General features: G+C 42.0%; 11 protein-coding genes. 8 read left to right on the top strand and 3 right to left on the bottom strand.

The genetic code is table 11. The features are described from left to right. Positions 1-128 precede the first annotated feature (128 nt). Positions 129-1,265, bottom strand: coding sequence for a tyrosine-type recombinase/integrase (locus WMO25_RS10795; RefSeq protein ID WP_002304408.1), 1,137 nt, complete (start codon positions 1,263-1,265; stop codon positions 129-131). Between the two features lie 382 nt (positions 1,266-1,647). Here WMO25_RS10795 and WMO25_RS10790 point away from each other — a divergent pair, with 382 nt between their 5' ends. Beyond that, positions 1,648-2,025 carry a helix-turn-helix domain-containing protein gene (locus WMO25_RS10790; protein WP_002578940.1) on the top strand — a complete coding sequence of 126 codons (378 nt, stop codon included), beginning with the start codon at positions 1,648-1,650 and terminating at the stop codon, positions 2,023-2,025. Positions 2,026-2,187: 162 nt separating this feature from the next. Here WMO25_RS10790 and WMO25_RS10785 read toward each other — a convergent pair whose 3' ends face one another. Further along, on the bottom strand, positions 2,188-2,742 hold the full coding sequence (locus WMO25_RS10785; protein ID WP_002304410.1) for an ImmA/IrrE family metallo-endopeptidase: 555 nt from the start codon (positions 2,740-2,742) through the stop codon (positions 2,188-2,190). Between the two features lie 51 nt (positions 2,743-2,793). After that, a complete protein-coding gene (locus tag WMO25_RS10780; protein WP_002304411.1) occupies positions 2,794-3,243 on the bottom strand; it encodes a helix-turn-helix domain-containing protein in 450 nt (149 codons plus the stop codon). A 286-nt stretch (positions 3,244-3,529) separates the two neighbouring features. Between WMO25_RS10780 and WMO25_RS10775 the strand changes: the two genes are divergently transcribed. From WMO25_RS10775 to WMO25_RS10745, 7 genes are all read left to right on the top strand, one after another. Beyond that, the gene (locus WMO25_RS10775) at positions 3,530-4,093 is read left to right on the top strand and encodes a hypothetical protein (RefSeq protein WP_002304412.1); all 564 of its coding nucleotides are present in this window, start codon (positions 3,530-3,532) and stop codon (positions 4,091-4,093) included. 262 nt (positions 4,094-4,355) lie between these two features. Continuing rightward, the gene (locus tag WMO25_RS10770) at positions 4,356-4,661 is read left to right on the top strand and encodes a helix-turn-helix transcriptional regulator (protein WP_002304413.1); all 306 of its coding nucleotides are present in this window, start codon (positions 4,356-4,358) and stop codon (positions 4,659-4,661) included. 514 nt (positions 4,662-5,175) lie between these two features. Next, positions 5,176-5,583, top strand: a complete 408-nt coding sequence (locus WMO25_RS10765) for a type II toxin-antitoxin system PemK/MazF family toxin (RefSeq protein WP_002578938.1) — start codon at positions 5,176-5,178, stop codon at positions 5,581-5,583. A gap of 6 nt (positions 5,584-5,589) precedes the next feature. After that, a complete protein-coding gene (locus tag WMO25_RS10760; protein WP_002304418.1) occupies positions 5,590-5,826 on the top strand; it encodes a helix-turn-helix domain-containing protein in 237 nt (78 codons plus the stop codon). Between the two features lie 117 nt (positions 5,827-5,943). Beyond that, positions 5,944-6,567, top strand: a complete 624-nt coding sequence (locus tag WMO25_RS10755) for a helix-turn-helix domain-containing protein (RefSeq protein WP_002304420.1) — start codon at positions 5,944-5,946, stop codon at positions 6,565-6,567. A gap of 4 nt (positions 6,568-6,571) precedes the next feature. Further along, positions 6,572-7,945 (top strand): site-specific integrase, encoded by a 1,374-nt coding sequence (locus tag WMO25_RS10750; protein WP_002304423.1) that lies wholly within the window; start codon positions 6,572-6,574, stop codon positions 7,943-7,945. A gap of 85 nt (positions 7,946-8,030) precedes the next feature. Then, positions 8,031-8,336, top strand: coding sequence for a hypothetical protein (locus WMO25_RS10745; protein WP_002304425.1), 306 nt, complete (start codon positions 8,031-8,033; stop codon positions 8,334-8,336). Positions 8,337-8,643: the final 307 nt, after the last annotated feature.

Genomic DNA, 8,643 nt, shown 5'->3' with positions numbered 1-8,643 from the left:
AAGCATCTCGCCCTACAAATTGAATCAATAAATCTCCTCCTGGGTATACTCTTTCGTAGAGTACATTACTCCACGAAAAAACACCGCCAAACACTGAAAACTCAGCATTATTTGACGGTGTTGACAATTTATTTGACGGCTAATAAATCAGAAAGCCGTTGCATATTTTCTCTTTTTAAATCCATGGATGGGTGTACATAGCGATTCATTGTAATATTCACGCTGGCATGACCCAATATTTCGCTGAGACTTTTTACATCGAATCCAAGCTCTATGCACCTTGTAGCAAATGTATGACGTAACGAGTGATAATTTGCGGAGGTGATTCCGCTGTTTTTCAATACCTTCTTAAAATGATTTTGCATGGTTCTTGGTTCTAATGGATTCTGATCGCTATTGGTTAGGATGTAGCCAGTAGAAGAAGCTTTGTGTGCTGTAAGAATAGTCATTAAGCCATGGGGTACTGGAATAGTACGGATGGAGCAAGCACTTTTTGGTGTGGTAACAACAATCCTTGTCTTGTATTCACTGTTGGTTCTATCTTGGATTCTCTGGAGCGTTTGATGCACGTGGATTGTGTAATCTGAGAATGAAACATCTTCCCATCGTAACGCACAAATTTCACCTACTCTGAGACCAGTGAATAAACATACTAATATACCAATATTGCAGGAATCAAGATTAGAATACAAGTATTGGCATAATTTTTCCTGTTCAGCACGACTCAAAACTCTCATTTCCTTCGTTTGACGTTTTATCTGTATAGATCGTGCGTCACAAGAAATGGCTTTCCCGTTTCGGGTGGCAAATTGTAAGACATTTCGAATTAGAGATAAAATATCTGAAACAGTTTTAGAGGAAAGTCCATTCTCCTTTAATCCACCAGAAACAAGGAAAAAATTACACTGCGTTTCAATAAACTCGTGTGTTATATCACGCAATTGTTTGCTTCCGAACACAGGAAGTATATACGAGCTGAGAAGATTCCTATATTTGTTGCTTGTAGATTCCTTCACTTTAGGACATATAGCTTGAAACCATTCCATAGCAACCTGTTCAAATTGATCTGAGCTAATTTCTGGATCGACAGTGACAGAATTACTCGTGCACGAACTTTGACTGATAAGTTTTGCCTTGACTTCTCGATATGACTTTGCATAAACATAACCGTAATTGGCTTTGCCTGTAGAAGATCGGGACTTAATGTATCTTCCTTCCCATCTGCCGTCTTTCCTTTTGTAAATATTTTCTCCTTTTCGTGCCATAAGGTACACCTCCTTCAATATGACTATAATTCTGACGGCAAATTGTGACTTTGGAACTTTCTAAGATGGATTTTTGTGCAAAACCTCGTGTTTTATGTCCCTAACATATTGACAAACAGTGCGACAATTTGTAAAATAAAGATATAAACTAAAAAAAACAGAGAAGAATGCGATTCGTGGAGTAATGTACTCTACGAATTTTTTATTTTAAAGAACCTCAAGATAGCTCATATTGTCGTCTTGGGGTTCTTTTCATTCTATCATTTAATGCAATCTGCCTATAAAATTTTATCATATTGCATTTATAAATGCAACTTGCACCCGATGTTGGTTGTTGAGATTTTTGGTACATTTTATAATGTATAGCAGAATCATACACAGCATGGAGGTGATTGAAACGCAACCGGAAATTGATTACGTTAAGATTGGTCAGCGCATTAGAGCTGCCCGACTGGAAAAGGGTTATAGTCAGGCTGATTTGGGTGCGTTGGTTGGTTGCTCGAACAATCATATGAGCCATGTTGAAGTTGGACAGACGAAAGTTTCTTTGGCAATGCTTCTAAAACTGGCATTCGTCTTGGAAAAGAACTTTGACTATTTTTTACTGGATACCCCATATGCAAAATGCGACAGCATCATTGATAATGAGATTGCTGCAAAACTGAAAAAGTGTAATGTAACAACATTGATAACCGTAGGAAAGTTGATTGATGTCTTGATTGACCAGCAAGAGATGATAAAAAAAGCGGAGCTTGATTGATATAATGAAAAAGAAGCCCATTGACGGTACAGAGTGAACTGCTATGGGGTTCTTTTTTGCAGCACAATATACTGATTCTTTAAGAAGCAAAAAGTCCACCAGTCATGATGCACTACGCATCGTACTGGTGGACTTTTTCTGTAAAGATATAAAAATAGATATTCATATATCGCCATAACCAATGTCGTTATCGTAGGCATGAAGATCTTCTTTCAGGAAATCTGCTTTACGAATATACATCGAATTTACCAGCTCTCCTTTTTCGTGGAGCAGGCTGAATTTGTAGTCTAATAATGCTGCCGGTACATAGAGCATTTTAGCCGTTTCAAAAAATGTGTGTTCCGAAAGGCATTCCAGGACTTTCCCATCTTCTAACAGAAGCTCCGCCGCAAAGAAGTTTGCTTCATTTTCTTCGATTGATCTATCATCAAAAACTTCCATTTCTTGAAAGCCGTGCATCATAGCGATTTTTGTATGCAGGACAGCGTGTCCTAATTCATGTGCGACTAATATACGCTCCAGGATACCGTTCACATTGTGATCTATCACGATATTCTTTTGTCTGGACTGGTAATAGAAGAAGCCCTTCAATTTCTTCTGTAAATCGTAATAGTGGATTTTGATACCTAACAGCTGACATAGCTCGTAAGGGTCTCTGGTGTGATATTTTCGCACAAGCTTATCGACAGTTTCAATGATATGCTCTGCCGTTTTCATTTGCTTCACCTCCGAATCGCACACAGAAAACATATTCTGTGCTTGAGGATTTTACTCTTTATCTTTATGCTTTCTGTATTTCTTCGGAGTGTACTTTTCCCGTGCTGTTTTCTTAGAGTCCATATAAACTGACATAATCGCCTGGAAGAATACATCTTTTGCGTCCTCGTCCAATTCTCCACCGGCAAACAGAGAATTTACACGACCCAACACTTCCTGAGCTTCTTTTGCTCCTTTTGAACCGAAGTTTTCCTTTGCCTCTAAAATAAACATATCCTGATCTATATGGCTCTGGCTATCCGTTTCAGATTCGTCCAAAAGATAGGACACAGAGATATGCAGTGCTTCAGCAAGTTTTCTGATGTTGCTTTTTCTGGGGAGTGTTCCGAGCTGCTCATAGGTGTAAAGGGATCTTTCGGAAATGCCGGTCATCTGGGCAAGCTCCGTTTGAGATAGGTTCATAGCCAAACGAGCTTCTTTAATTTTTTCTCCAAATGTCATGGTAGTATCCTTCCTTTCAAAAAATATTTATTCGTAACTTCCGATTATTTGTTGACAAACTTCTGGAAAATGCTATAATAAGAATCATAACAGAAGTTTTAATTCCACTTAATTATATATCGGAACTTTTATAAAGTCAAGAACTTCCGATTTCACTTCTGTTATTTTAATCAAATATCGGAAGTTATAGTCATTCTTGTCCCATGGTATTTGTTTCCCTTTAGCCAAGTGACAGGAGTTAGAAAGGAATTCTTATTTTATGGATTAGGCTGAAAGGAGATTCTGAATGAGCAGATATAATACACAGGTATTAAGCAGTATTCGAATGCTTTGCCGGATGCAGAACATTGACGAGAAGGTTCTGTATGAAAGAGCAAAGCTGATTTTATCCATATATCGAGAGGTGTGCTGGTCTACCATTGATCGTGCGAATGATGTATGTGATACCCTTATTTGTACTTACGGTGACAGCTTAGATGGTGCATTGATTTATCTGGAGAACTTTGCTCCGGATGAAGCGAGAGAACGATTTGAAGAACGCATTCGCAGCTTATTTGAGACAAAGTGGATCATTGAACTGGTAGATATGGCTATGTTGAAAATCAGAGAATATCCAGATAAAGGCGCTCTGTACTGTGAGATTATCTCAAAGGCATATCTCAACCGCTTCAAGTACAGGGAATCAGAAATGCTGGAGGTTTTGAATATGGAACGCAGCACCTACTATGACCGAAAGAAAGAAGCGATACTGTTATTTGGTCTGTCACTTTGGGGAACAGCCATTCCTAAATTGAAAGATTTCCTGGAAAGTGCCCGGGAGGAAGAAGCATTGTGTTATTGTGAATGCTAAGACAGGATTTTAGTCCGACTAAAATCCGATGAAAATACGACGGTTCCCCTACTGAAAGTCCGACTTGTCCAGTGTTAAAATGGCTATGCTGGGAGATAGCGGCATAAAATTGAATAGAGAGAGTTACGCCTCGTGCCTGTAATGGGTACGGGGCTTTTTTTATACCTGCCTATTTTCCCCCATAATTAACACAAAGGCATGAACGAGAGCTTGGAGTAATTTACTCCGGCTCTTTTTTTATGCCTGCAAGGAGGACAGGCAGATGGCAAAGGGTATTGAGAATCGGGCACGATCTCCTCCCGCTGTTTTTGATTTTGCAACTTCACAAATTCAAAAACACGGAGGAACGAAAATGTATTACGACTTGGTTGAAAGCGGAAAAAGAATTAAAGCCTTGAGAAAGGAACATGGGCTTACACAGGAACAGCTTGCGGAGCAGTTAGGTGTTGCCGCAAACACCATTGCACGAATTGAAACCGGCAACAGAGGTATCTCTATTGATTTGGCAATCGAACTGGTTGTGCGCTTTGAGACAACCCTTGATTACATATTTTTAGGTCGTGAATAACCTCAAAACTATACCTACGAGGCAATAAAAACTTGCATGAGGAACAGGTACAATTTAGATACAGCCAAAGAAAATCGGCTGCTTGATCCTTGAAAACTGAATACACAGTCATCGAATACGTTCCTGTTGCCGGTGCGAGAGCATCAGCCACATCAGCGGTACGCCGAGACGTATCGGATAGAGAAACAGAACGACTTTCTTCTATAAATTAAGCGCTTGTCTCTCTCCCGATGCCAGCGATCAATACTGGCTTGTAAATATTGGGTTGCTCCCAATACGGCCATGAAAGCAACAGGATTAAAGATACTTCTCTACGGAGCTGGCGGAGAACCCGGCAGAGGTTAGATTCCTATGGAACTGATTCGCAATCAGTCGTTCGGTGATTCCCTGAGGGCGTAAGCCCTCTTTCCCAGGGGTGCGTGGCAAATATGGGACACATAGACTTTTGGACTGACTGCCTGATTCCTTTCTGGCAGTCAGTTATTACATAGCCAACGAAAGGAGGTCATGGCACATGATGAAAGAAAATTGGGTATATTGCCGTGGTGATATTTATTGCGCCAAGCTGGACCCGGTAGTTGGGTCGGAACAAGGCGGCATCCGTCCGGTTATCGTCATTCAGAACGATACCGGTAATAAACACGCTCCCACATTGATTGTGGCAACGGTCACCACCAGAATCCATAAGAAAGCGAATATGCCGACGCACTTTGTTATTTACGACAATCCTGCATTCAAAGAAGCGTCCGTTGTTCAGCTGGAACAGATTCGTACCATTGATAAAAGCAGGATTGATAATTACTTAGGTAAGGTAACGCCCCGTGAAATGGTAGCGATTGAGAAAGCCTTATCTGTCAGCCTGGCAATGGAACAGCTGAAAAAGCGTTCCCCAAAACATAAAGCAAAGAGAGCGAAGGAGTGAACATAAATGTTTGAAGAAAGAATCGCTGCCATGAATCAGCGCACCGAAGAAGCGATGGCTGCTAACGCAGTTCAGTTTGATAAGAGAACCTATACGGTTGATGAGATTCAGGATATTCTGGGCATCAGCAGAACCAGCGCATACAACCTTGTGAAAAAGAAAGTTTTCCATAGCGTCCGCATCGGTGGCAGTATCAGAATCTCCAAAAAGAGTTTTGATGAGTGGTTGGATCATCAAATGTAAGATTTGTCAAGGGCGTCGTACAACCCGGCGACAAACTTCAAAACATATTGAGAGTTCGATAAAATGTAGCCATGACAAGAAACACATGGCTACATTTTTTACATAGGAGGTTGTACGATGGCGGAAATGAGAAAACGCACGAGTATGTCTGTTCTGGAAATGGGCAGGATGCTCGGTCTTGGTAAAACGGAGTCATACTGGCTCATTAAGAAGAATTACTTCAAAACCATTCTTGTCGGCAACACCATGAGGGTGATGATCGACAGCTTTGAAGAATGGTATGCCAATCAGTTCAAATACCAGAAGGTCGATGGAACCCCTCCCGGCGAGGAATTGAAGAAAACTACATATTCAATGGAGGAGCTTGGACAGCGCCTTGGGCTGAAAGAAGCGACTGCTTACGAACTGGTTGCCAAAGGGCATTTTGATGTGGTCGATGTCCTGGGCAAGCGCAGAGTGACAAAGGAGAGCTTTGAAAGATGGTATGCTTCTCAAACCGATTACCGCACGGTAGAGGATCAGGAACTGGATGCAGATATTATGGCATCCACCTACGGTCTGCCGGAAATGGCAAGAATGCTTGGGGTACATCGTCAGACCATTTACTATATCGTTGCCAATGAAGATTTTGAGCTTATCAAGGTTGGCAGGTATAAGCGAGCTACCAAAGAGAGCTTTGAAAAATGGTATCACAATCAGACCCGCTACCAGTTAGCGGAAGATAGACAGGAAAGGAGCTGATTACATGGCATCTATCGTTAAGAGAAAAAAGAAGTATTCTGTGGTTTATACATACACCGATGAGAACGGCAACAAGCGTCAGAAGTGGGAAACCTTTGAAACGAATGCCGAAGCAAAGAAAAGGAAGTTGCAGGTTGAATATGAGCAGGAGTCCGGAACCTTTATTCCCCCTTCTGCTAAAACCGTCAATGATCTTTTGGATGAGTATATGTCAATCTATGGTGTGAACACCTGGGCGATGTCTACCTATGAAAGCAGAAAGAGCCTGATTGCAAACTATATTCGTCCCCTCATCGGTGATATGAAGCTGGAGGATGTCACGCCGAGAATCATGGACAAGTATTACCGAGATTTGCTTTCTGTCAAAGCGGTTTCTTCTAAGTATGTAAAAGCCCGTACAGAATATCTGACTCCGCATACTGTCCGAGAGGTTCACAAGACATTGCGAAATGCTTTCAATCAAGCGGTCAAGTGGGAATTGATGACCAGAAACCCTGTGGAGCACGCTACGCTGCCGAAAGAAGAACACAAGACCAGGGATATCTGGACAGCAGAAGTGCTCCAGAAGGCTCTGGAAGCCTGTGACGATGATATTCTTCGTCTGGCTATTAACCTTGCCTTCTCCTGTTCCCTGCGAATGGGCGAGCTTCTGGGGCTTACCTGGGACTGTATTGACATTTCCCCCACCAGTATTGAACTTGGTCAGGCAAGCATCTTCGTTGAAAAGGAGTTGCAGAGAGTAAATCGTGAAGCGATGGCAGATCTGGACGGTAAGGACATCATGTTCAAGTTCCCACCGACCTTCGCCAGTACGCATACCGCATTGGTTCTCAAAACTCCTAAGACCAAAACAAGTGTCCGCAAGGTGTTCTTACCGAAAACCGTAGCGGAAATGTTGGTACAGCGAAAGGCTGACATCGAAGAACTGAAAGACCTTTTCGGTGACGAGTTCGTAGACTTCAATCTGGTTTTCTGTTCTTCCAATGGCAAGCCGATTGAGGGGCAGGTTATCAACCGTGCTTTCAATAAGCTGATTGAGGAGAAGGGACTGCCGAAAGTGGTTTTCCATAGTCTCCGACATTCCAGTATCACTTACAAGCTGAAGCTGAACGGCGGCGATATGAAATCCGTTCAAGGCGATTCCGGTCATGCACAGGTCAAGATGGTAGCGGATGTTTACTCCCATATCATCGACGATGACCGCAGACTGAACGCTGAAAGAATGGAAGCTGCGTTCTACTCAGGCAGACAGGCAACGCCTGAGCCGGTTCAACCAGCCGCAACGGAAAGCTCCGCTGATGATAAAGAACTTCTTCTGAAGCTTCTGCAAAATCCGGAAATGGCAGCACTCCTGAAGTCGCTGGCAAAAACATTATAGTAACTGCAAGGGCAGATCCTTTTACATAGCTACAATAGCTGTAAAAGGGTCTGCCCTTATTTTTTTGTTATGGAGGTCAACGAGTATGGATAGAATCTTTATGGACGAGTATTACGAGCATCTGAGAGCTGACAATATCGAGGCATTTTCCAAGGAAAGGAACGACGAATATGTTGGCAGAGCTGAGGAATACAAAGCAGCAAAGTCGGCATTGCTTGAAGGATTGGGACTTGAGCATTTGTTTGACCATAGCCATGAACTGACTCCGAAAGAGAAAGAAATATGGATGCTGTTCGATAGGGTTGATGTAGCAGAGCTTCTTGCAAGGGATGCTTTTGCCAAGGGTGCTTATATGCTCGGCGCTGAGGATAGAGAGATTATGCTGAAATAAAAAAAGACCTGCTTCGGCGGGTCTAAATTACATAGAATCATTGAGTCTGAAAAACCTTTGAAATTCTTAATAATTCTGGTTGAAAAATTCATTTTGAAATGATATATAAAACAGACTGAAATCTGTGTCTAAGGACACCCGCACCCTCACACGAGAATGAATAGGATTTCCTATCATTTCGCATCACGAGAAGTTACATAGTGACATTTACTTGCACTTGCAACGTCCACCAAAAATCGAAAGACTTGCTAATTTCGAGCCAATCGGACGGTGTAAAATCCCTCTGAATTAGCTATCACAGCGTAGT

The sequence above is a fragment of the Coprococcus intestinihominis genome (assembly GCF_040096555.1).
GTDB classification, from domain to species: Bacteria; Bacillota; Clostridia; order Lachnospirales; family Lachnospiraceae; genus Coprococcus_A; species Coprococcus_A intestinihominis.
The sequence above is the reverse complement of the archived record's forward strand: the minus strand, read 5'-3'. Positions and strand labels throughout refer to the sequence as shown.

Excerpts from the sequence above, each read along its gene's own strand:
- WMO25_RS10795 (WP_002304408.1), bottom strand. The coding sequence starts at position 1,265 with ATGGCACGAAAAGGAGAAAATATTTACAAAAGGAAAGACGGCAGATGG.
- WMO25_RS10790 (WP_002578940.1), top strand. The coding sequence starts at position 1,648 with ATGGAGGTGATTGAAACGCAACCGGAAATTGATTACGTTAAGATTGGT.
- WMO25_RS10785 (WP_002304410.1), bottom strand. The coding sequence starts at position 2,742 with ATGAAAACGGCAGAGCATATCATTGAAACTGTCGATAAGCTTGTGCGA.
- WMO25_RS10780 (WP_002304411.1), bottom strand. The coding sequence starts at position 3,243 with ATGACATTTGGAGAAAAAATTAAAGAAGCTCGTTTGGCTATGAACCTA.
- WMO25_RS10775 (WP_002304412.1), top strand. The coding sequence starts at position 3,530 with ATGAGCAGATATAATACACAGGTATTAAGCAGTATTCGAATGCTTTGC.
- WMO25_RS10770 (WP_002304413.1), top strand. The coding sequence starts at position 4,356 with ATGGCAAAGGGTATTGAGAATCGGGCACGATCTCCTCCCGCTGTTTTT.
- WMO25_RS10765 (WP_002578938.1), top strand. The coding sequence starts at position 5,176 with ATGATGAAAGAAAATTGGGTATATTGCCGTGGTGATATTTATTGCGCC.
- WMO25_RS10760 (WP_002304418.1), top strand. The coding sequence starts at position 5,590 with ATGTTTGAAGAAAGAATCGCTGCCATGAATCAGCGCACCGAAGAAGCG.
- WMO25_RS10755 (WP_002304420.1), top strand. The coding sequence starts at position 5,944 with ATGGCGGAAATGAGAAAACGCACGAGTATGTCTGTTCTGGAAATGGGC.
- WMO25_RS10750 (WP_002304423.1), top strand. The coding sequence starts at position 6,572 with ATGGCATCTATCGTTAAGAGAAAAAAGAAGTATTCTGTGGTTTATACA.
- WMO25_RS10745 (WP_002304425.1), top strand. The coding sequence starts at position 8,031 with ATGGATAGAATCTTTATGGACGAGTATTACGAGCATCTGAGAGCTGAC.